This window comes from Fundicoccus culcitae, assembly GCF_024661895.1.
Taxonomy (GTDB): domain Bacteria; phylum Bacillota; class Bacilli; order Lactobacillales; family Aerococcaceae; genus Fundicoccus_A; species Fundicoccus_A culcitae.
The window spans coordinates 1,985,854-2,009,048 of the sequence record NZ_CP102453.1 but is presented as its reverse complement, the minus strand read 5'-3'; the positions used below and the strand labels follow the sequence as shown (position 1 = coordinate 2,009,048).

At 36.2% G+C, this 23,195-nt stretch carries 21 protein-coding genes; 14 read left to right on the top strand and 7 right to left on the bottom strand.

What is annotated here, in order from left to right:
• Positions 1-28 precede the first annotated feature (28 nt).
• On the top strand, positions 29-2,605 hold the full coding sequence (gene gyrA / locus NRE15_RS09085; protein ID WP_313792567.1) for a DNA gyrase subunit A: 2,577 nt from the start codon (positions 29-31) through the stop codon (positions 2,603-2,605).
• A 103-nt stretch (positions 2,606-2,708) separates the two neighbouring features.
• On the opposite strand, the gene NRE15_RS09080 is transcribed toward gyrA, so the two are convergent.
• The gene (locus tag NRE15_RS09080; RefSeq protein WP_313792566.1) at positions 2,709-3,956 is read right to left on the bottom strand and encodes a glutamate-5-semialdehyde dehydrogenase; all 1,248 of its coding nucleotides are present in this window, start codon (positions 3,954-3,956) and stop codon (positions 2,709-2,711) included.
• 31 nt (positions 3,957-3,987) lie between these two features.
• Entirely contained in the window at positions 3,988-4,794 is an 807-nt protein-coding gene (gene proB, locus NRE15_RS09075) for a glutamate 5-kinase (RefSeq protein WP_313792565.1), read from the bottom strand.
• 519 nt (positions 4,795-5,313) lie between these two features.
• Here proB and NRE15_RS09070 point away from each other — a divergent pair.
• The 10 genes from NRE15_RS09070 to dnaB all read left to right on the top strand — a co-directional run bounded on the left by NRE15_RS09070 (position 5,314) and on the right by dnaB (position 13,873).
• Positions 5,314-6,045 (top strand): amino acid ABC transporter ATP-binding protein, encoded by a 732-nt coding sequence (locus NRE15_RS09070; protein WP_313792564.1) that lies wholly within the window; start codon positions 5,314-5,316, stop codon positions 6,043-6,045.
• A gap of 14 nt (positions 6,046-6,059) precedes the next feature.
• The gene (locus NRE15_RS09065) at positions 6,060-6,902 is read left to right on the top strand and encodes a transporter substrate-binding domain-containing protein (protein ID WP_313792563.1); all 843 of its coding nucleotides are present in this window, start codon (positions 6,060-6,062) and stop codon (positions 6,900-6,902) included.
• 37 nt (positions 6,903-6,939) lie between these two features.
• Positions 6,940-7,647 carry an amino acid ABC transporter permease gene (locus NRE15_RS09060; RefSeq protein ID WP_313792562.1) on the top strand — a complete coding sequence of 236 codons (708 nt, stop codon included), beginning with the start codon at positions 6,940-6,942 and terminating at the stop codon, positions 7,645-7,647.
• Positions 7,648-7,659: 12 nt separating this feature from the next.
• Complete coding sequence (locus tag NRE15_RS09055) at positions 7,660-8,325, top strand: amino acid ABC transporter permease (protein WP_313792561.1); 666 nt, start codon at positions 7,660-7,662, stop codon at positions 8,323-8,325.
• Between the two features lie 200 nt (positions 8,326-8,525).
• Positions 8,526-8,825 carry a 30S ribosomal protein S6 gene (gene rpsF / locus NRE15_RS09050; RefSeq protein WP_313792560.1) on the top strand — a complete coding sequence of 100 codons (300 nt, stop codon included), beginning with the start codon at positions 8,526-8,528 and terminating at the stop codon, positions 8,823-8,825.
• A gap of 37 nt (positions 8,826-8,862) precedes the next feature.
• A complete protein-coding gene (gene ssb / locus NRE15_RS09045) occupies positions 8,863-9,420 on the top strand; it encodes a single-stranded DNA-binding protein (protein WP_313792559.1) in 558 nt (185 codons plus the stop codon).
• Between the two features lie 25 nt (positions 9,421-9,445).
• The gene (gene rpsR / locus NRE15_RS09040; protein WP_313792558.1) at positions 9,446-9,679 is read left to right on the top strand and encodes a 30S ribosomal protein S18; all 234 of its coding nucleotides are present in this window, start codon (positions 9,446-9,448) and stop codon (positions 9,677-9,679) included.
• Between the two features lie 229 nt (positions 9,680-9,908).
• Positions 9,909-11,921, top strand: coding sequence for a DHH family phosphoesterase (locus tag NRE15_RS09035; RefSeq protein WP_313792557.1), 2,013 nt, complete (start codon positions 9,909-9,911; stop codon positions 11,919-11,921).
• A complete protein-coding gene (gene rplI, locus NRE15_RS09030) occupies positions 11,918-12,370 on the top strand; it encodes a 50S ribosomal protein L9 (protein WP_313792556.1) in 453 nt (150 codons plus the stop codon). The genes NRE15_RS09035 and rplI overlap by 4 nt, the downstream gene beginning before the upstream one ends.
• Before the next feature lie 177 nt (positions 12,371-12,547).
• Positions 12,548-13,873, top strand: a complete 1,326-nt coding sequence (gene dnaB, locus NRE15_RS09025; RefSeq protein WP_313794980.1) for a replicative DNA helicase — start codon at positions 12,548-12,550, stop codon at positions 13,871-13,873.
• A gap of 129 nt (positions 13,874-14,002) precedes the next feature.
• Here the strand turns inward: dnaB and NRE15_RS09020 are convergent, their stop codons facing one another.
• The 3 genes from NRE15_RS09020 to NRE15_RS09010 are packed head-to-tail and all read right to left on the bottom strand — an operon-like array spanning position 14,003 to position 17,185.
• Positions 14,003-15,295 carry an adenylosuccinate synthase gene (locus NRE15_RS09020; protein ID WP_313792555.1) on the bottom strand — a complete coding sequence of 431 codons (1,293 nt, stop codon included), beginning with the start codon at positions 15,293-15,295 and terminating at the stop codon, positions 14,003-14,005.
• A 32-nt stretch (positions 15,296-15,327) separates the two neighbouring features.
• Positions 15,328-16,206: a cation diffusion facilitator family transporter gene (locus NRE15_RS09015; RefSeq protein ID WP_313792554.1), complete on the bottom strand. Its 879-nt coding sequence runs from the start codon at positions 16,204-16,206 to the stop codon at positions 15,328-15,330.
• Positions 16,207-16,225: 19 nt separating this feature from the next.
• Positions 16,226-17,185, bottom strand: a complete 960-nt coding sequence (locus NRE15_RS09010; RefSeq protein WP_313792553.1) for a C39 family peptidase — start codon at positions 17,183-17,185, stop codon at positions 16,226-16,228.
• 251 nt (positions 17,186-17,436) lie between these two features.
• Here NRE15_RS09010 and NRE15_RS09005 point away from each other — a divergent pair, with 251 nt between their 5' ends.
• The 3 genes from NRE15_RS09005 to NRE15_RS08995 all read left to right on the top strand — a co-directional run bounded on the left by NRE15_RS09005 (position 17,437) and on the right by NRE15_RS08995 (position 20,717).
• Positions 17,437-17,775 carry a MerR family transcriptional regulator gene (locus tag NRE15_RS09005; RefSeq protein WP_313792552.1) on the top strand — a complete coding sequence of 113 codons (339 nt, stop codon included), beginning with the start codon at positions 17,437-17,439 and terminating at the stop codon, positions 17,773-17,775.
• Positions 17,776-17,799: 24 nt separating this feature from the next.
• Positions 17,800-19,137: a type I glutamate--ammonia ligase gene (glnA, locus tag NRE15_RS09000; protein WP_313792551.1), complete on the top strand. Its 1,338-nt coding sequence runs from the start codon at positions 17,800-17,802 to the stop codon at positions 19,135-19,137.
• 113 nt (positions 19,138-19,250) lie between these two features.
• On the top strand, positions 19,251-20,717 hold the full coding sequence (locus NRE15_RS08995) for an alpha-amylase (RefSeq protein WP_313792550.1): 1,467 nt from the start codon (positions 19,251-19,253) through the stop codon (positions 20,715-20,717).
• Between the two features lie 106 nt (positions 20,718-20,823).
• Here the strand turns inward: NRE15_RS08995 and NRE15_RS08990 are convergent, their stop codons facing one another.
• Both NRE15_RS08990 and NRE15_RS08985 read right to left on the bottom strand, forming a co-directional pair.
• Entirely contained in the window at positions 20,824-22,206 is a 1,383-nt protein-coding gene (locus NRE15_RS08990; protein WP_313792549.1) for an FAD-dependent oxidoreductase, read from the bottom strand.
• Between the two features lie 62 nt (positions 22,207-22,268).
• Entirely contained in the window at positions 22,269-23,138 is an 870-nt protein-coding gene (locus NRE15_RS08985; RefSeq protein ID WP_313792548.1) for an acetamidase/formamidase family protein, read from the bottom strand.
• Between the last annotated feature and the right edge of the window lie 57 nt (positions 23,139-23,195).

The following is a 23,195-nucleotide window of genomic DNA, read 5'->3' as shown; positions in this document are numbered from 1 at the left end:
TTGTTTTGAAGAAAGGACGTAAGATTAGATGAGTGAAACATTTGGAGGAACACCTAGAGAAGTTGAAGTCGTTAATCTTCCTGATGAAATGCGGACATCGTTTTTAGACTATGCGATGAGTGTGATTGTTGCGCGCGCATTACCGGATGTACGTGATGGCTTAAAACCCGTCCATCGTCGTATTTTATATGGAATGAACGAATTAGGTGTTACACCGGATAAACCGCATAAAAAATCTGCCAGAATTGTTGGAGACGTTATGGGGAAATACCATCCTCATGGGGACAGTGCGATTTATGAAGCCATGGTACGTATGGCACAACCTTTTAGTTATCGCCAAATGCTAGTAGATGGTCATGGAAACTTTGGTTCTGTCGATGGAGATGGCGCAGCAGCTATGCGTTATACGGAAGCTAGAATGAGTAAGATTGCTTTAGAAATGTTGAAAGATATTAATAAAGATACCGTCGATTTTCAAGATAACTACTCACAAGAAGAGCGCGAACCCGTGGTATTACCAGCCCGTTTTCCTAATCTATTAGTTAATGGTGCTTCGGGAATTGCTGTTGGGATGGCTACGAATATACCTCCACATAATTTAGGTGAAGTTATTGATGCCCTAATTTTATTAATGAAAAATCCGGACGCAACCATTGCTGAAATTATGGAAGTTTTACCTGGACCTGATTTTCCTACCGGAGGGATTGTCATAGGTAAATCTGGGATTCGTAAAGCCTATGCAACTGGTAAAGGAAAAATTATTGTTCGTAGTAAAATTGAAATTGAACCCATGGGTAAAGACCGCGAACGGATAGTTATTACCGAAATACCTTATGGCGCTAATAAAGCTAAAATTGTTGAACGAATTGCCGAATTAGCCCGTGAGAAGAAAATTGAAGGTATTACCTATGTCGCTGATGAGTCAGGTCGCGAAGGTATGCGTATTGTGGTTGAAGTCCGTCGTGATATGAGCGCTAATGTGGTCATAAATAATTTATTTAAACAAACAGCCCTTCAAAGTTCTTTTGGGATGAATATGCTAGCCATCGATAAAGGAATTCCAAAAGTTTTAGGTATTAAAGACATCCTAAGTAAATATCTCGATCACCAAGTTGAGGTTATCCGTCGCCGGACTGCTTTTGAAAAACGAAAAGCTGAAGAACGTGCCCATATTTTAGAAGGTTTACGTATTGCACTGGATGTTATTGATGAAATTATTGCCATTATTCGAGGATCTCAAGAAGCCGAAACAGCTAAAAATTTAATGATGGAACGCTACGAATTATCTAATGTTCAAGCACAAGCCATCTTAGATATGCGTTTGGTCCGCTTAACAGGTTTAGAACGTGAGAAAATTGAACAAGAATACCAAGATTTACTAGCATTGATTACGCGCTTGAATGAAATTTTAGGCAGTGAAGAACGTGTATTTGAAATCATTGAAGATGAATTAAATGATATTAAATTACGCTTTAACGATGCGCGACGTACCCAATTAATGGTGGGTGAATTAACCGATATTGATGACGAAGATCTTATTGAGGAAGAAGAATCTTTAATTGTATTAACTAAAAATGGCTATATCAAACGCATGGTTGAAGATGAATTCCAAGTTCAAAATCGTGGGGGTCGTGGCGTTAAAGGCATGGGTGTTTCGGAAGATGATTCCATTCAAACGATGTTATCCTGCTCAACGCATGATAATTTGTTATACTTTACTAATTTAGGTAAGGTTTATCAAACTAAAGGCTATGAAGTCCCTGAATATGGTCGCACGGCTAAGGGAATTCCAATCGTTAACTTATTAAACCTTGAAAAAGACGAAGAAGTCCGTGATATTGTTCGCGTGAATCAACAAACAAATAATACGGTCGAAGAGTATTTAATGTTTGTCACCAAAAATGGTACCGTTAAACGTTCACCATCGGCTAGTTACTTGAATATCCGTAAAAATGGTTTAGTAGCAATTAAACTTAATGATGAGGATGAATTGATTCATGTGTTAGTGACAGATGGGACTAAGAATATTATCATTGGAACCCGTAAAGGTTTTGCAACCACCTTTAAAGAGACAGATGTTCGTCCAATGGGGCGTTCAGCAACGGGTGTACGTGGTATTCGTTTACGTAAAGGCGATTATGTCATTGGAGCAGCGATTCTTAATGACACGGATGAAGTCCTTGTTGTTACGGAAAAAGGCTATGGCAAACGGACGCCAGCTAGTGAGTATGTGGTGAAAAACCGTGGTGGTAAAGGGGTTAAAACTTCTAATATTTCTGAAAAGAGCGGTGATTTAGCTGGAATTACAACGACGGATGGTAGCGAAGATTTGATGATTATGACCAATCAAGGAACGGTTATTCGCTTTAATATTGCGAGTATTTCAAAAACGGGTCGTCAAACCTTAGGTGTACGAATGATTCGTCTAACAGATGATGCACTAGTAAGCTCAATTACAAAGATTGAACATTCAGATGAAGAGGCCATTAGTGAGCTAGCTGAAGTAGATGAAGACGATTTATTAGAAGATGAAGTCATCGATATAGATGAAGAAGAATTGGATGATGAATCAGAATTCGACGATGAAGATGATGACTTTGAATAGTTTAGAATTCCGATAAAAAAACCGACTTTTTAGTTATAGTGGAAATATTTTACCCTATAACTAAAAAGCCGGTTTTTTTTTTCAGTTCACTTCATCACAATGGCTACCCTCTTACCTGACCTTCACCTTCAATAACATACTTATAACTTGTTAAAGCCTCCAATCCCATTGGACCACGGGCATGTAATTTTTGTGTGCTAATCCCAATTTCACCACCAAAACCAAAGACTTCTCCATCTGAAAAACGTGTCGAGGCATTGACGTAAACACAAGCTGAATCAATATCATTTAAGAAATTTTGGGAAGTTTGGTAATCATTCGTTATAATTGCTTCCGAATGCCCTGTTGAATAATGGTCGATATGATCAATCGCTTGTTCATAACTATCCACAACCTTAATAGCAAGCTTATAATCAAGAAATTCAGAGGCATAATCGATATCGGTAGCTAATTCAGCCTCCGAAACAAGCGCCAACACAGCCTCATCGCCTACAATCTCGACCCCCGCCTCCTTAAGGGCTGAGGCGGCAGTTGGTAAAAATTCATTGGCAACGGAAGCATCAACAATTAAAGTCTCCAAAGCATTACAAACTGATGGACGCTGCAATTTGCCATTTAAAAGAATCCGTTGAGCCATTGCTAAATCAGCCGCACGATGCACATACAAATGACAATTTCCCACACCCGTTTCGATGACAGGTACCGTTGCTTGTTTTAACACCGTTTGAATCAAGCCTGCACCACCCCGTGGAATCAAACAATCAACATATTGATTTAATTGCATAAATTCAGTAGCTAATTCACGCGAAGGATCTGTAATCAATTGGACCGCTGTCATTGGCACATTTGTATGCGACAAACCTTCCTGTAAAGCTAAAATAATCGCTTGATTACTTTCCAAAGCTTCTTTTCCGCCACGTAAAATAACAGCATTACCTGCTTTTAAACACAAAGCCGTTGCATCAACCGTCACATTTGGACGGGATTCGTAAATAATTCCGATAACGCCAAGCGGTACCCGACGTCGACTAATCCGCAAACCATCGCGATTAATCCATTGACTATCCGTTTTTAAAGTAGGATCATCCAAGCCTGCAATTTGCTTTAAGCCATTGACCATTCCCAGAATACGACTTTCATTTAATGTTAAACGCTCCAGTAACGCAGTGGATAAACCATTCGCCTGGCCTTTAGCCAAATCTTTTTGATTAGCCTCTAAAATTTGATCTTGATGTTGTAGCAAAGCCTCAGCCATTGATTGTAACGCTTTATTTTTTTCACTCGCTTTTAAACGACGTACTAGCCGCGCCGCTTGTTTGGCATTTTGCCCTAAAGTGTCTAAATAAGTCAACCCCAAAACCCCCTTAATAAATACCCCTGCCCTACTCCTTATTTTTAAATAAAGTACCGACAGCGACTCCATCTAAAATATCGAATAAAACCGTTGGATTATCACTACTTGTAATAATCATCGTTTTATTATCTTCTAACATATTCTGTGCAGCTTTAATTTTAGTTAACATGCCACCCTTAGAAAATTCTGAACCTTTTCCACTTGCCATATATAAAATGTCATCATTAATTTCAGAAACATAATCTATTTTAACTGCTTTAGGATTGCGCATCGGATTGTCCGTATATAAGCCATCTACATCACTTAGAATAATTAACAACGGAGCATCTACAACTTTAGCTACAATGGATGAGAGGGTATCATTATCGCCAAATTTCGTTTGATGGTCCATTTCATCAATCGCCACAGCATCATTTTCATTAATAATCGGAATGATATTTTTGGTTAACAGATTTTCCAAAGCATTTCTGACGTTAGCTAATGATTCGGGAAAATCGATGACATCACGTGTTAATAGAATTTGTGCCACTTTCTGATTATAGTAGTTAAAGAAGCGACTGTAATGTCCTATTAAGACACTTTGACCAAAGGCGGCAACCGCTTGTTGTTCTCCAATATCGGTGGGATATACTTCATAACCTAAAGTACTTGCCCCTACCCCTATCGCACCAGAGGATACCAAAATAACTTCTTTACCCGCTTGTTGTAAGGTTGAACAGACATAAGCCAAGCGATCAATCCTTTGATAATTAATCTTTCTTTTAGATTGCATAATTGAATTTGTACCAATTTTTATCACGATACGTTGATAGTCTTTAATAAATGCACGTTCCATATGTTTGCTCCTTGTAGCTCGAATACATCTATTATACAGAAAATAGTCAATTATACTAGCATGGCTATAATTTTTCTAACTAAATATTAATATTAAAGGGTAAAAATTACTTTTTTCTTATATTGAAATACAATCTATTACAATCCTTGTAAGGTAAATAAATGACTGAAAACGTTTAAATTTAACTTAAAATTTTTGAAAATAAGTTAGTTAAAATATCTAACACAGAATGGGTATTTATTATGAAAGTGATTGAAAATAAATTTTTTAAATGCTTGTTTTGAATGGAAAAAGGGGATAAAAGTAAGAAATACCGTAAAATTCTCTTTTAAAAACCAAAAAAGCCTTACTTTATATCCATTTTCTATGTCACATTTCATAACATTATATGTCATAGATAGGTAGTCAAATATAAAAATAAATTAAAAATAATATTATAATAGAATAAAAAATTGACTATTCAATATTAATTTTTTATGGTAATCTTAATTATAATCTCATAAAAGGAGGTGCTGATAATTGATTCACTTAAAAAATGTGAATAAGTATTTTGGTGATAATCATGTGTTAAAAGATATCAATCTTGATATTGATGAAGGCGAAAAAGTGGTCATCATAGGTCCTTCAGGATCAGGAAAAAGTACATTGATTCGTTGTATGAATCGATTGGAAGAAGTGAGTGATGGCGTAGCGACCGTATATGGAGTTGACTTAACTCAGAAGAAAGCACCGATTCAGAAAGTCCGACAGAAAGTTGCGATGGTATTTCAAAATTTTAATTTATATGGCCATAAAACTGTTTTAGATAACCTTACACTCGCACCCATTAAGGTTCAGGGTGTTAATAAAAAACAAGCCGAAGAAACAGCTATGAAGTATTTGGAACGTGTTGGTTTAGCCGATAAAGCCAGTTCTTTTCCAGCTCAGTTATCAGGTGGCCAACAACAACGGGTGGCGATTGCACGGGCATTGAATATGCATCCGGAAGTCATATTGTTCGATGAACCAACGTCAGCTTTAGACCCGGAAATGATTCAAGAAGTATTAGATGTTATGATTGATTTATCTGATTCCAATATAACGATGGTTGTTGTGACACATGAAATGGGCTTTGCCCGTTCAGTGGCTGATCGAATAATTTTTATGGATCAAGGGTCAATCTTAGAACAAGGTGATCCAGAGATGTTTTTCACACAGACGGTTAACCCTAGAGCTCAAGAATTTTTAAGTAAAATAATTTCACATTCATAAAGGAGTTTTTACCTATGAAAAAAGGATTAAAATTTTTATTCAGTAGCTTATTGTTATTATCAGCTGTTATGCCAACTTTCCAAGCGACAACTGTCTCAGCTCAAGAGGAATTACCTGCTCAAGTCCAAGCCTTACGTGATGCCGGCGTTATTCGTGTGGGAATAAAAGAAGATGTGCCATATTTTGGTTTCTTAAATCCAGATACGAATGAACATGAAGGATTTGAAATTGATTTAGCTCGTTTACTGGCTGAAGAGATCACGGGTAGCCCTGATAATGTTGAATTTACGGGTGTTACGGCCAAAACGCGGGGACCTCTGTTAGATAATGGTGAAGTTGATATGATTATTGCTACTTTCACCATTACGGAAGAAAGAAAAGAAACCTATAATTTCTCAGATGCCTATTTTACTGATCAAGTTGGCTTTTTAGTCCGTTCAGAAGATGGCTATACCGATTTAGCTAGCTTAAATGGTAAAACCATTGGAGTGGCTCAATCGGCAACGACGAAACAAAAAATTGAAGAAATCGGCGCAGAAGATGGTTTAGCTTTCAAATTTAGTGAATTAGCCTCTTATCCAGAATTAAAAACAGCTTTAACTTCACGTCGTATTGATGCCTTTTCAGTCGATAAATCAATTTTAGCTGGTTATGTGGATGACAATACTGAAATCTTAGAAATTGGCTTTGCACCTCAAGAATATGGTGTGGCTACGGCCTTAAGTAATGATGAATTAGCAGCTTACATTAATGATTTAATTAATCAATGGTTAGAGGATGGTACATTAGAAGGTCTATTAGCAGAGCATGGCTTAGTTGATGCCGCTGCTGAAGAAACTGAAGAAGATGCAGAATAGTGGTTTTTAATTTTACTCACGAGGAGGAAGTATAAACATGGCTAATTTGTTAGCAGTCTCGTGGCTACAGGAAGGACCATTTGCATTGAAAAGATGGGCAGCGCTTTTCGAAGATCTGCCCCTTTTCATTGAATCTTTTTTCTATACCATTGGACTATCAATTGGCGCATTAATTATCGCATTTATTTTAGGGATTATTATCGGGATAAGTTCTTCGGCCAACAATCGTTTCCTTAGAGTCATCACGCGCATATACATAGAATTTTTCCAAAATATTCCTTTATTGATTCAGGTATTTTTCGTCTACTACGGATTACCTTTGGTCGGTATCGTTTTAGATACGTATACAACAGGGATTATATGTGTTGGCCTTTATCATGCCGCTTATATTGCTGAGGTCATTCGCTCGGGTATTGGCTCCGTTGATCAAGGCCAATTTGAAGCGGGCCAGTCACAAGGCTTTAGCTATTGGGAAACCATGTGGTATATCGTTTTACCGCAAGCTGTCCGGTCTATGTTGCCACCTATGACCAACCAAGTAGTGAATTTGATAAAAAATACATCAACGGTTGCCATAATATCGGGAGCAGATATTATGTTTACGGCCAATAGTTGGTCTGCCTTTAATCTACATTACGTACCAGCTTTTACAACTGCTGCTTTTCTATACTTTATATTATGTTTCCCACTTACTAAATTAGCTATTTATTTAGAGAAACGTAATAAAGAAGCTTTTTCTCGATAAGGGGGCTTTTGAATGACATTTCTCGAACAAATGAATGAGTTATTTACGTATAATAATATGCGATTTCTTTTTGAAGGTTTAATGCTCTCCCTTTACATTGCTTTTATCGCGATTATCTTAAGTACTTTTTTTGGAACAATCTTAGCCGTTATGCGCAACCATAAGAATCGATTATTAAGGTGGCTTGCTGGGACGTATATCGAAATCGTACGGAATGTCCCTAATATTTTATGGATTTTTGTTATTTTTCTTATTTTCCGTCTACGCTCAGTGGAAGCCGGCATTGTGAGTTTTACCTTATTTACTACCGCAGCCTTAGCCGAAATCATCCGGGGGGGTTTAAATGGTGTGAATGAAGGCCAAATTGAAGCAGCCGAGTCACAAGGTTTTTCTTCGGGCCAGATTTTATGGTATATCACTTTACCTCAAGCCTTTAGAAACATGTTACCGGCGATCATTTCCCAATTTGTCACCGTAGTTAAGGATACAAGTTTCTTATACTCCATCTTAGCCTTACAAGAGTTGTTAGGTAAAGCCAGTATTTTAATGGGCCGCTATACAACGACTGCTCAGGTATTTGTTTTATACGGTCTGTTGGCTCTTATATACTTTATGGTTAACTTTACCATTTCATCTTTTGCGCGTTACTTAGCTAAACGCAATAAAACAACTCGATAAAAGAAATTTTCAGAAACCTAAAAAAGGTTTCTGTTTTTTTAAGTAAATATCTCTGCCAAATTTTATTGGCTATGGATTCCAAAAAGTGATTGAAGTTTCCAAATTAATATGCTATAATTTTTTGATGTGAGTATTGGGTTAACCCCCTACTCTCCTTGCTCTTTTTAAGAGCCAATAGACCAAAAGGAGGTGCTAGTCTAATGAATGAATCAACAAAGTATGAAATCTTATATATTATTCGTCCTGATATGAACGATGATGCTAAAAAAGAATTAGTAGAACGTTTTGATGGTATTTTGACAAGTAATGGAACAGAAGTTGTTGAATCAAAAGACTGGGCGAAAAAACGTTTAGCCTATGAAATTCAAGACTATCGTGAAGGTGTTTATCATCTAATTAACGTAGTTGCTGAAAATTCAAATGGTATCGATGAGTTTGATCGTCTTGCTCGAATTAACCGTGACATTTTACGTCATATGATCGTTAAAAAAGAAGATTAATTTGTTTCACGTGAAACACTTATAGGAGGAAGTAAAAATGAATTCAGTGCAGTTAATTGGTCGCTTGACTAAAGAAGTTGATTTACGATTCACTTCATCTGGCGTAGCTGTTGGGACATTTACTTTAGCTGTCAATCGTAATTTTACTAACCAACAAGGTGAACGTGAAGCCGATTTTATTAATTGTGTTATTTGGAGAAAGTCTGCTGAAAATTTTGCTAATTTTACACGTAAAGGTTCGCAAGTAGGTATTGAAGGTCGTATCCAAACAAGGAACTATGACAATCAACAAGGTCAACGTGTCTATGTAACTGAAGTTGTCGTTGACAATTTCCATCTACTAGAATCAAAGGCTGTTACTGAACAACGTCCTCAAAATACGAGTGGAAATCAACAAAATAATTATAGTAATAGCTATCAAGCTAACCAAAATCAAAACTATAATAACAATAATTCGCAAAACTATTCTAATAATAATGCAAGTAATAATGAACAAAATAATTTTTCATTTAATAACGATTTTAATCAACAATCTTCACCATTCATGGATGATGATCGTCAAATAGATATTTCTGAAGACGATTTACCATTCTAATTAAAATACTTAAGGAGGAATAAAAATGGGACAACGCCGTGGCGGAAGACGCAGAAAAAAGGTTTGTTATTTCTGTGCAAACCATATTGACCATCCTGATTACAAAGATACAGATTTGTTAAAACGTTTTGTATCTGAAAAAGGTAAAATTTTACCTCGTCGAGTAACAGGAACTTGTGCTAAGCACCAACGTGCTTTAACTAATTCAATTAAACGTGCACGTATTATGGCACTTTTACCATTTACCGTTCAAGACTAATTGAATAAAGTATATGGTCAGATCTAAAAATATATAAGGTTTATATATTGGATCAAAACATTTTAAATACTAAAAGCCCGTAAGCCATGCATCTGCTTGTGCCTGCGGGCTATCTTTTTATTTATTTAAAATGTTTCACGTGAAACATTAATCGTCTATCTTAGTTAGTAATCTTAATGATAATATGCTAAAATTAACTAATGATTGAGTTTAATCAAAGAGGTGAGATGTGATAAGCTTTGAAAAAATTAAAGAATTTTTTCGTTCTTTCAATGAACTAAAAATTAGTTGGCAAATTTATAGTTTGATGATTTTTTATATATTAATTATGATAGCCACTTTTGTCGTCAATTGGCAAATAGGGGTATTACAATTCATACTCCTCTTAGCAATGATTTTAGTGTTTTTCATTAATATCAATAGTTTTGCTAAGGATTTGAATCATCAATCTACTAAATTATCAACGACTATCGATGATGTTCAACATGATTCATTATTCAGATCGCCAATAGCAGCGATTATTTATGATGAAAATTTAAAGATTCGATGGGTAAATCCTGCTATGCAACGGATATTTGGAAAGCAAGATATCTTAGGTGAATCGATGATTGAAGTGGATAATCAATTTGCAAGCTTTTTAGATATCCCTTCGGATAAAAAGTGGCATGCAGTCAAACTGAAAGACAAGCACTATAAATTGATGCACCAAAAAGAAAATAATTCATTTTATTTAATAGATGTATCCAAAGAATATGAAATCATTGAGAATAGAAAGTATGATCGGGTTGTCTTTGGGTATTTATTATTAGAAGAATATGATGAGATTGTTCAATCAATGGATGACCAACAATCAACAACCTTTGATGCCGAAATTGTTAATGAATTAAATAATTGGGCTTTATCATATAATATTTTCTTCAAGCGTTTGTCTGATGATAAGTTCATGTTGATTTTTAATCAAGCTGTTTTAGAAACTTTAGAAAAAGATAATTTTAGATACTTTGATCAATTGCGTGAACGAAGTTTCTTAAATAATGTTCCTATTACCGTAAGTATCGGTATTGCTTCTTCTTTAGAAAATACCTATCATATTGATGATTTAGCCAAACAAGCTCAGTTAAATCTTGATTTAGCTTTAGGCCGTGGTGGAGACCAAATTGTCGTTAAAGTTGATGAGGAACGTGCCCGTTTTTACGGTGGCAAGACAAATCCTAGTGAAAAACGAACGAATGTCCGTTCTAAACTAGTTTATCAAGCCTTATCGAATCTAATTGAACAGTCTGACCAGGTATTTATTAGTGGACATAAAACTCCTGATTTAGATTCAATGGCATCTGCTATAGGAATTTTGAATATTGTCCGTCAATTTAAAAAAGTCGGAAAAATTATTATTAATCCGAATGAATTAAATCAAGACATACAATCATTATTAGCGTATTCACCCAATCGTTTAGAATTAAATAAGTATATGATTGATATTAAACAGGCTCAAAGCCAAATTACCGATCGCTCTTTAATTGTGATGGTGGATCATCATCGGCCAAGTTTAAGTGAAGCTGAAACAATTCTTGAAAATCATCGAATTGTTATTATTGATCATCATCGCCGAGGTGAAGATATTCCGAAACAAACAGAATTGACATACATAGAACCTTATGCATCATCAACAGCTGAATTAGTTACGGAGTTTTTCATCAATAATCGCTTATCAAATACTAATCTTAATAAATTTGAAGCGACGGCTTTACTAGCAGGAATCATTGTTGACACGAATAATTTTTCGCAAAGAGTAGGTTCAAAAACATTTGATGTCGCTTCTTATCTGAAAGCACGCGGAGCTAATACCAATCAAATAAATCGTATTTTAAAAGAAGACTTTGATGACATAATTGCTAGAAATGATTTATTTGCGAAAACAGAATATTTAGGAAATGGTTTTGCTGTTTCACGTGGAACAAATGAAGAAATTATTGATAATGTAACGGCTGCTCAAACAGCCGACATGATTTTAGATGTTAATAAAGTAGAAGCTTCTTTTGTTATTTATCGACGCAGTGAAAATGTTGTTGGTATTAGTGCCCGCAGTCTAGGTGAAGTTAATGTTCAAACAATCATGGAACAATTAGATGGTGGGGGTCATTTATCGAATGCTGCGACACAACTTGAAGATAAAACAGTTGAAGAAGTCTATGATTTATTAAAATCAGTTTTATTTTTAAAAGAGGAGGAAGAATCAAAATGAAAGTCATCTTATTAGAGGATGTAAAAAAACAAGGTAAAAAAGGTCAAGTTATTGAAGTTTCAGATGGATACGGTCGTAATTATTTAATTAAAAATAATTTAGCTAAATTAGCTGATAGTAGTGCCATGAGTCAGTGGAATGCTGAAAAGCAGGCCAAACAACGTATAGCGGAAGAAGAATTAGCTGAAGCTAAAGAATTGAAAGAAAAAATTGAAGATAAGAACACGGTTGTTAAGATTTATGCAAAAAGTGGTGATGACGGTCGCCTATTTGGTACAATACCTTCAAAACAAATTGCTGATGAATTGAACAAACAGTATAAAATTTCTATCGATCGCCGTAAAATTAATTTAAGTCAAAATCTTTCTGCCTTAGGGTTTCATAATGTCGAAGTGAAATTGCATCCTGAGGTAACTGCCACCATACGTGTCCATGTAGAAGCACAATAGCTTTTCATTAGCAATTAATTACTTAGTTGAAATCCCTGGTACAAAAAAATAGGTCGAAAACAATATACCTATTATGGATGAATCCTAAGTAATTTAATTGCTTTTTTAGAAAGAGAAGGTGAATTTTTGGAAGTTAATCAAAATGAACGGACATTACCCTATAGTGATGAAGCAGAAATGTCGGTTTTAGGTTCACTCATGATCGATAATTCTAAAATTGCAACCGTTCAATCCATCATAGTTGCTGAGGACTTTTATAAACAACGGCATCAAATTATATTTAATGCTATGGAAAAAGTTTATGATAAAACGGGATCCATCGATATCGTCCAATTAATTTATCAACTAGACTCCTATGATGAATTGGAGAATGTTGGTGGAGACGCTTATCTAATAACTATTTCCAACTATACACCAACGGCACATAATGTTGAACAGTATGCACGGATTGTTAAAGAAAAGGCTACGTTACGTCGATTAATTTCAGCCAGTCAGAAAATTTCAAATGATGCTTATAATGAAGGCGATGAAATTGAAAACATCATTGATCGTAGTGAAAAACTCATTTTATCAATTGGTGAAAATAGTCAAAGTAATGAACCGCAGCCGATGAGTAAATTAATTTCGGAAGCTTTTGATAACATTATTAAATTGTCAGAAGAAAAACGGGAAGTTGTCGGCTTACCAACAGGTTTTATTGAACTGGATCGTGTGACGAGTGGACTTCAGCCTGACCAGTTAATTATTATAGCGGCTCGTCCTTCGGTAGGTAAAACAGCTTTTGCGCTCAATATTGCTCAAAATGTTGGCACAAAATCTAAAGTACCTGTTGTCGTATTTTCCTTAGAAATGGGTGCAATTGACTTAGTTTATCGAATGATTTGTTCTGAAGGTATTATTCATGCTTCACATTTAAAAACAGGTCAATTAACGGATGATGAATGGAATAGTTTCACCGTTGCTACCAATACATTGAAGGATGCACCGATATTTATCGATGATTCAGCTGGGATAAAAGTATCAGAAATTCGTGCGAAGTGCCGACGTTTAAAACAACAAAATCCTGATTTAGGCTTAATAGTGATTGATTATTTGCAACTCATCGATGGTAATGGACGTGAAAACAGACAACAAGAGGTTTCAGAAATTTCGCGTCAATTGAAAAAATTAGCTAAAGAACTTTCGGTTCCCGTTATCGCCTTGTCACAATTATCACGTGGTTTAGAACAACGTCAAAATAAACGCCCTATATTAAGTGATATTCGCGAGTCTGGTTCGATTGAACAAGATGCGGATATCGTGGCCTTTTTATATCGTGAAGATTATCATCAACAAGATGGTGATGAGGATGAAGGTTTTAAGGATGATTTACCAGATAATACGGTTGAAGTTATTTTGGCGAAAAACCGGAGTGGTGCTAGGGAGACTGTTAATTTGCTCTTTAAGAAGGAGTATAATAAGTTTTCTAGTTTGTCATATGCACAGGATCCGACGGGCTATTAATTGTAATTGAAAAGCTACAGAACCGAGGGTTTACACTATTAGTGAATACACTCGATTCTGTAGCTTTTAAAATAAGAAAACAAATCCCTGCTAATCGGATCAGCAGGGATATTTATTATATGGTTCGAATTACATGGCCCAAATAGAATCTAAGATCATCGTTTGTGAACGATCGGGACCTACGGATAAGGTAGAAATTCCTACCCCAACTAATTCTTGGATACGGCGAACGTAATTTTGAGCATTCAGCGGCAAATCTTCAAAACGTTCTGCTTGGGTGATGTCTTCGGTCCAGCCGGGTAATTCCTCATAAACGGGCGTACAGCTAGCTAAAACTTTTAGGCTGGCTGGATAATGTTCAATCAGCGTACCGTCTGGTAAACGATAAGCGGTACATATTTTAATTGTATCTAATCCACTTAGGACATCGATACTATTTAATGATAAGTTGGTAATACCTGAAACACGTTTAGAGTGACGCATGACGACACTATCAAACCAACCAATTCGTCGAGGACGTCCTGTAGTCGTCCCATATTCACGTCCGACTTCACGAATCTGATTGCCAATTTCATCAAATAATTCGGTTGGGAATGGTCCGTCACCGACACGTGAGGTATAGGCTTTACATACGCCAACGACTTTATTAATTTTAGAAGGACCCACACCACTACCAATGGTCACACCACCAGCAACTGGATTGGAAGATGTAACATACGGATAAGTTCCTTGGTCGATATCTAACATAACACCTTGTGCGCCTTCGAATAACACGCGTTTACCTTGGTCTAAGGCATCGTTTAGGATGACGGAACTATCAGCTACATATTTGGCAATTTCTTGTCCATAAGCATAATATTCTTCAAAAATACTCTCAAAATCTAGTGCTTGGCCACCATAAACTTTTACAAGTAATTCGTTTTTATCTTTAATGTTTTGGCGTAAGCGTTCAGCAAATATTTGCTCGTCTAGTAAATCGGCAATCCGAATCCCAATACGTGCTGCTTTATCCATATAAGCTGGTCCAATCCCTTTAATGGTTGTACCAATTTTATTTTCACCTTTTGCTTCTTCTTGTAAACGATCCAATTCGATATGGTAAGGTAGAATAACATGCGCACGATCTGAGATTCTAAGATTATCGGTCGCTATGCCTTCTTCGTGTAAGTAATGTAACTCTTTTACAAGGGATTTAGGATTAATAACCACGCCATTACCAATGACACTTATTTTGTCGGAAGAAAAAATACCTGAAGGAATTAAATGTAATTTATACGTTTTATTATCGAAAGCAATGGTATGTCCTGCATTATCTCCACCTTGGTAACGTGCAATAACTTCGGCATTTTCACTTAAAAAATCCGTTATTTTCCCTTTACCTTCATCGCCCCATTGTGTGCCTACAACGACTACTGATGTCATAATTAAAACTCCTCTATTTCTTTATTTTATACTTAAATAGGTTCGACATGAACATCCGTATCATGTACCCCGTATTTATAAGTTAAAGCATGTTCAATCTCTTCAGTAACATGATGGGATTCGTTGACAGACATCTTCCCATCAATTTTTATGGTTACATCTAAGTATATCATTTGTCCACTTAAACGACCACGTATTCCAGAAACTTCAATAACTTTTGGGTGTTTTAAAATTAATTCTTTATATTGTTGAATACGCTCCTCATCAAAACCATCGGATAAAATAAAGGTACTGTCACGAAAAACTTCAAAAGCTGATTTAATAATAACTAAACCAACACCAATCGAAACAATGGTATCAACGATTGGGTAGCCATTCGTACTGGCCAGTGTACTGACGACAGTACTTAAACTGATTAGAATATCATTACGCATATCTTTAGCCGTTGAGCTTAATCCAAGGCTATTCGTTTTTTTGGCTAATCTACTAATATATAAATAAGTAAAATATAGAACGACGGATGAAGCGAGTGTAATCCAGATGATTGTGGTATCTGGAACGAGAAATTCTTGTGAAATAAAGCGACGAACGCCAGAAGCAATAATGTCGTAACCGACGGTAAACATTAATAAGGAAATCAAGAAACTAGCTAAGGGTTCATATTTATCATGACCGAAATGGTGATTATTATCTGCAGGACGGTTAGATAAACGCAAACCAATGAAAATGGTAATTGATGAGACCGTATCAGTAAGGTTATTTAAACCATCGGCTAACATGGTTGATGAATTAAATAAAGTACCTGATACTATTTTGACTGCCGCTAAAATTAAATAAACAATGATCCCCGTAAAGGAGCCTTTGGAGGCTTCATTAGTGGGATCATTGCTAGCTTTACTATTATTTGACATTTATAATTTATCCCTCTTTTCAGTTGGTATATGACCAGTAGTTAACACCTTCGTTTAGAAAAACAGATTCATCAATGCCTTGCACACTATACATTTTATCAGGGTCATCATTTGGATCATTCACGTAAACCATTCCATTTTGATATCCGCGAATGACTAAGATATGACCAACATCCGTAAAATAGCCTGGTAAAACAGAAGCTACAACAACTTCTCCGTTTTGGACAGCGTTGATCGCTGAGTAAAAATTATCACCATGATTAATAAAACCATATCCAAATTGATTAGCGAAATCACCAAAAATATTCCATGAGGTGCCATGGTTGTCAACATAATAATTTTCTTTACTCCAGTCGAGAATATCGATTGGCGACACAGGTGAACCAGATAAATATTCATGAACCATGGCTAAAGATAAGATGGCACAGCCTGTTTCTCCCATTAGCTCGTTGGCATCATTACCATATTTCACATCGCGCCATTCAGGATCTTTTTGCGTTAATAAGGGAACGTCTAACTGAGGGATAGCTTGTAAATTAGGCGATTGAGCTGGATTTTCAGGTAGAAATAATGCCCCCATCTCTTCAGTATCCAAATTTTGTTCATTAATAGCAGCGACAATATCGTCTTGAGCCAATAGAATATTATCATTATAGTCTTCAGCGATAATATCATTAATCAATTGCTTACTAGCTTCTTGATCTTCCGGTGGATTAGCTAAAACCGTATTAAAATTAAGCTCTTCTTCCAAAACAACAGTTTCTGATTCTTCAATACTTTTTTCATTACTAGATGAGGAAAAATCCTCTAAATTTGCTTGTTCTGATAAATCGGATTCGCTCGCAAAATGAGCTGTATCTGCATTAATGACACTATTTTGTGCAGTTAAATCGCCTAATCGTACGATTAAATAGACACCAACAACAATTAAAATAATTGAAATGGATGAGGCGATTAGATTTACTTTATTAGATGGCATTCGTTTAGCCCCTTTTAAATATGATTACATTGAACATTCTAACATAAATAGGATTAAAAATAGAGAAATTTTTGCTTCCTTCAAACAAAATTATAAAATCGCTAAATTTTTTTGCTAATGATTCTAGAAACATTTGCAATCTATTGATACAGTCAATTATAATGTTAGAAAATATTACAAATCATGTCATAAAAACTTTGACCAACCTTTTAACATAAAATATAATAAAAAAGAATTTAAGGAGTGATGAGATGACTGAGAGAGAATTCAGACGTTCACTAGCTGTATTTCCAATAGGAACCGTTATGGAATTAACAGGTTTAACAGCCAGACAAATTCGATATTATGAAGAATTTAAATTAATTCATCCGGAGCGGACATCCACCAATCGACGTCGCTACTCCTTAAATGATGTAGATCGTCTATTAGAAATTGGTGATTTACTTGCTGATGGAACGACACTAAAAGGCATTCAAAAACGGTTTATGCAGGCGCAAAGAGATGAAGAAGAGGAAAAAAGACAACAACTGACGGATCAAGATGTTCGACGTATTTTACGTGAAGAGATTGAAAACCAAGGTGGCTTCTAAATTTTAAGAAATGAAGGTGAAAGTATGAAATGGACCAACGAATCAATACTTCAAGATGCAAAGGATAAAGATGTGAGATACATCCGTTTAATGTTCTCAGATATTAATGGAACAATTAAAAATGTTGAGATACCTATCGCACAATTACCTAAAGCGCTTGATGGAAAGATGATGTTTGATGGATCATCGATTGAAGGCTTTGTGCGTATAGAAGAAAGTGATATGTATCTAAAACCTGATTTGGACACATGGTTAATCTTCAATTGGGAAGAAGGTAATCATATTGGACGTATCGCACGCTTGATTTGTGATGTCTATACACCAGAAGGTGAAGCGTTTGCAGGTGATCCTCGTTCGAATCTTAAACGAGTTTTGAAAAAAATGGGCGATTTGGGTTTTACTTCATTTAACTTAGGACCAGAACCAGAATTCTTCCTATTTAAATTGGATGAAAAAGGCAATCCAACGAAAGAATTAAATGACCATGGTCATTATTTTGATTTAGCACCAAATGATTTGGCTGAAAACTGCCGTCGTGATATTGTATTAGAATTAGAAGCTTTAGGCTTTGATATTGAAGCAAGCCACCACGAAGTAGCGCCAGGACAACATGAGATTGACTGGCAATATTCTGATGCTGTTACAGCCTGTGATAATATCCAAACCTTTAAATTAATCGTTAAATCAGTGGCTCGTCGGCATAATTTACATGCCACTTTTATGCCAAAACCCATCTATGGTATCAATGGGTCTGGTATGCACTGCAATCTATCATTATTTACAGAAGATGGGAATGCTTTTTATAATCCAGAAGGTGCAGATGAACTGTCAGAAACAGCCATGTACTTTATTGGTGGGATTATGAAGTATGCAAGAAGTTTTACCGCCATTTGTAACCCAACCGTTAACTCTTATAAACGGTTAGTTCCTGGCTACGAAGCACCCGTTTATATTGCATGGTCATCTAAAAACCGTTCACCCTTAATTAGAATTCCTGCAGCACGTGGCAATTCAACACGTATTGAAGTACGTAGTGTGGATCCTTCAACGAACCCCTATTTAGCAATGAGTGTGTTATTAACCGCTGGTCTAAAAGGCATTGAAGATAAACTAACACCACCACCTGCAGTGGATCGTAACATCTATTCAATGACTCGTGAGGAACGTTTAGCGGAAGGAGTCAATGATTTACCCGGTTCTTTAAGAGAAGCGTTAAAAGAATTGAAAAATGAGCCTTTAATGACTGAAGCCTTGGGCGAGCATATTGAGCAAAACTTTGTTGCTGAAAAAACCCACGAATACTTCTCTTATCAAAAGCAAATCACTGAATGGGAAATAGAAAAATACTTTACTCAATACTAATAAATATCTCTGGATAAATTAAAAGTGTTATCTTAATTGCAATTAAATCCTATAATCGATATGATAAACTTACCGAAGGCTATCTTAGGTAAGTTTTTTTAAGGAGAAAAATTATGGCAAATAGCGTAATTATGCAATATTTTGAATGGTATCTACCGGATGATGGCAAACATTGGCAGAGATTACGGGATGATGCACCTCATCTGGCTGAAATTGGTATCACAGCGGTTTGGATGCCACCGGCTTTTAAAGCAACAAGCTCATCGGATGTTGGTTATGGTGTCTATGATATTTTTGATTTAGGTGAATTTGATCAACATGGGACCGTGCGGACGAAATATGGAACGAAAGATGAATATTTAGAAGCTATTAACAGTTTGAAAGAACACGGCATAAAACCTTTTGCGGATGTGGTATTAAATCATAAAGCCAATGGGGACAAACTAGAGCGTTTTAAAGTGTTAAAAATGGATCCTAATAATCGTCAAGTACCGATTTCTGAGCCCTATGAAATAGAAGGTTGGACAAACTTCACCTTTCCAGGACGTCAAGGCAAATACAATGATTTTAATTGGCATTGGTATCATTTTTCCGGTATTGATTATGATGCGAAAAATAATGAAACTGGCGTGTATATGATTTTAGGTGAGAATAAAGGATGGGCAGATAACGATACGGTCGATTCAGAAAATGGTAATTTTGACTATTTGATGTTTTCAGATATTGATTTCGATCATCCAGAAGTTCGTCAAAATGTGAGGGATTGGGCTAAATGGTTTTTAGAAACAACCGGAGTTGAAGGTTTCCGTTTGGACGCGATTAAACATATTGATGCTGATTTTATGCGCGAATTTATTCGATTAGTTAATGAACACATGGGCGAAGGATTTTATGTGTTTGGTGAATATTGGAATGCTGATTATGAATCTAAAAGTGCTTATTTAGACAGTATTGACTATCAATTTGATATTGTAGATGTAGGCTTACATATGAATTTCCACACTGCTAGTAAAATGGGTAAAGATTACGATATGCAAAATATCTTCGATGGCTCTTTAATGCAAGAAAAGCCTATGAGTGCGGTGACTTTTGTCGATAATCATGATACCCAAAGAGGGCAGTCGTTAGAATCAGTGGTTGAAGATTGGTTTAAACCACTAGCCTATGGCATGATATTATTACGACAGTCAGGTTTACCTACGGTATTTTATGGGGATTACTATGGCGTTGAACAAGAAGATGTTGGTCAAGCAAGTTTTCAAACGGTCATTGATCAATTGTTATTTTTACGCCAAAATTATGCCTATGGTGAAGAACAACTTTATTTTGATCACCCGCATACGGTTGGCTTTACTCGCTTAGGGACGGAAGAAAATCCGAATACCGTCGCGGTTGTTATTGCAAATAGTGATGAAGGATGGAAAGATATGTATGTTGGTCAAGTGCATGCAGGTAAAATTTATGTTGACTATTTAAATAATCGTGAAGATAAAGTCGAAATAAATGCGGATGGTGTCGGGCATTTTCATGTAAATGGTGGCTCGATTGCCGCCTATGTGGATGAAGCCACTTTAGGGTAGAAGGATGGGTAAAAACAAAAAAAACTGTTTGTTTTCAATAACGGTAGATACATTTGATTCGTTTATCTATCAGTTATTTAACAAACAGTTTTTTTTTGCATGATATCTATTCAATTTTTCCAAATAAATCATTTAACGCTTCACTCATCGTTGGATGCGTATAGATTTGGTCGCGTAAATCAGTATAAGGTAAGTTGGCATTCATAGCAGTTACAACAATATTAATCATTTCGTGAGCTTCTTCCCCAAATAGTCGAACACCTAGTATCTGATTGGTTTGCGCATCAACAACGGCTTTATAGATTCCGGTTGTTCGATAAGCTATTTTAGCCTTAGGAATATCTTTGACCTCTAAGACGGCTGTTTTTATTTGATAGCCGGCTGCTGTAGCTTGTTTTTCAGTTAGCCCGACGGAAGCTAGAGGCGGTTCTATAAAGGTTGCTGAGGGTGTCTGTTTTCGATTATCTAAATGGTACGATTTATCCCCATAAAGGTAGCTTTGTAAAATACGATTATCATCTAACGAAATGTAGGTATGTTGTGGGCCTCCATTAACATCACCAACAGCAAAAATATGGTCTTGGGTGGTTTGTAGATATTTATTGATTTTAATTGATTGATTGTCATTGATTTCAACGCCAGCATTTTCTAAGGCTAAACCCTGTGTATTAGCGTGACGTCCGACCGCAACTAAAACAGCCTCCGATACAATGTCTATTTCTTCTTCATTTTGTTTGTAGCTAAGGATTGCTTGACCTTCTTTGGCCTGGGCTTTAACAGTATGAGCCTCAAAAATAAATTTAATCCCTTGACTAACCATAGCTGTGTATACTGCTTCCGCCACTTCTGTGTCTTCTTTAGCTAGAAACGCACTTTGTTTATGATGCGATAGGATGGTTACTTGCGTACCAAATTGATTGAACATGGAAGCAAATTCTAAACCAATAAAACCATCCCCAATAATGGTTAAGGTCTCAGGGTAGTTTTCTTCATCCATTAAAGTTTCGGACGTATAGAAGGGTTTGCCTTTTTTCACTAATTCGGACAGGTTTTCAATCTTTTCTGGGATAGTGGGTAAGGATCCTGTATTGATAATAATTTTATTTCCATAGACATCCAGAGATGCATTGCTATCTGTTTTGATGGTAATCGTATGCGGATCTTTAAAAAAGGCGCGACCATCAATAACTTGGGCCTTGTCTAAATCGGCCACGTTGTGGTAGTTACCCTGATTGAGTTGACTAATAATAGCCTTTTTATTTTGAACCGCTTGTGTATAATATTGGCTATTATCAGTGTTTTCAGGCTTTCTTTCAGCTGCAATAATGAGGTTTTTTGAAGGTAAACATGCCACATTAATACATGTTCCACCATACATTTTAGGTGATTGTTCAATTAGAGCGACGGTTTCACCTTTTTTATTGAGAAAATTAGCCAAGGTTTTGCCGGCTTTTCCAAATCCGATGATAATTGTATCAAATTTTTCCACGATAGGTTCCTCCAATGTATTATGCCTATCTTTAAGTTATGCTTATTAAAGCATTTTAGCAACTAAAATGCACTTTTTGGAAGTTCCATGCGAAAAGTAACGTTTGGATTAACAACTTGTGAGCTGTGTAAATTCCCAGCCAGTGACATCAACATACCCGCTTGGTTTAAGGTAAGGTTCGAGTGCGCCATGATTAATTGCGCCATATTATCAATGGCGATTTGGCTGGCTGTTTCCATACTTTGAGCGGATCCTAGAGTAATCCATAAGTCTTCCGTTTCTATTAAAGGAAGGGGTAGGTTAAAATCTTTAAGCACTTCAACCGTCACCGTCACTTCACCTGCAATTTCAAGACCGGACCCCATAATTTCTCCATCACCCATACTAGCATGTAAATCACCCATAGCGAGTAGGGCGCCTTCAACATTGACGGGTAAGTATAAGGTAGCTCCTTCAGTCATGCGTGTCGTATCAAGGTTACCACCATGTGTGTCAGGGGTTCCAGTATTTACTCCATGACCAGCAGGTGCTGTACCAATCACGCCAATCATTTTTCGTAAGGGGATGTGAATACCTTTAAAATCAATATATGTATCGGTTACTGGGCAAACAATGGTTTCTTCTTTTTCAATTTGATCAGCTAGACGACCTAAACCTGGTGCGGTGACAATAACCCCCTGTTTAGCTAACTGAATGGCATCAATCGTAACTTTTAGAACATCACCCGGCAGAGCATCTTCAATATATAAAGGACCTGTAGCTGGATTTACCTGGTTAAAATCGATGGAACTGACTAAATCATTTTCTGTTTTGACGGTATTTGAAAAACAATCCAGTGTTTCAAAAATAACGGTAGATCCGCTTTTTACGGCTAGGGCAGGGGGATTGCTTGCGTTCATTTCAAATAGGATGTGTTCGCTAGAAATTCTCATGCTGTAATGCCTCCTAAAATTTTTATATAATAAAATCCCGCAACGGATGATTGCGGG